Below are 475 nucleotides of genomic sequence, written 5' to 3'. Positions count from 1 at the left end.
GGAGCGTCCGATCACGTCGGGCCGCATTCGCGCCTGGGAAGCGATTCGCCGTGGCCGCCACGCTCGCGCTGGTGAGCTTCCTGCTGATCTTGCCGCTCAATGCGCTGACCAAGTGGCTGTCGATTCCGGCGCTGTTCGTCGCCGGCACCTATCCGTTCACCAAGCGCTTTCTGGCGATTCCGCAGGCTTATCTCGGCGTGGCGTTCGGCTTCGGCATTCCGATGGCTTTCGCCGCGGTGCAGGATCAGGTGCCGGTCATCGCGTGGGTGCTGCTGCTCTCGAACGTTTTCTGGTCGGTGGCCTACGACACGGAATATGCGATGGTCGATCGCGACGACGACCTGAAGATCGGCATCAAGACGTCGGCGATCACTTTCGGACGTTTCGACGTGCTGGCCATCATGCTCTGTTATGCCGGCGCGCTCGGCATTCAGGCGGGCGTTGGGGTGTATCTGGGTTTCGGCTGGCCGTTCTG

1 pseudogene is annotated in these 475 nt (G+C 62.9%); it reads left to right on the top strand.

Annotated features, from left to right (window positions below):
* Window positions 1–475, top strand: a pseudogene (locus CDV44_RS27180) (UbiA family prenyltransferase); the annotation flags it as partial.

It is taken from the genome of Pandoraea sp. PE-S2R-1, from assembly GCF_002179865.1.
GTDB lineage: Bacteria > Pseudomonadota > Gammaproteobacteria > Burkholderiales > Burkholderiaceae > Pandoraea.
This window is presented reverse-complemented; position numbering and strand designations above follow the sequence as displayed.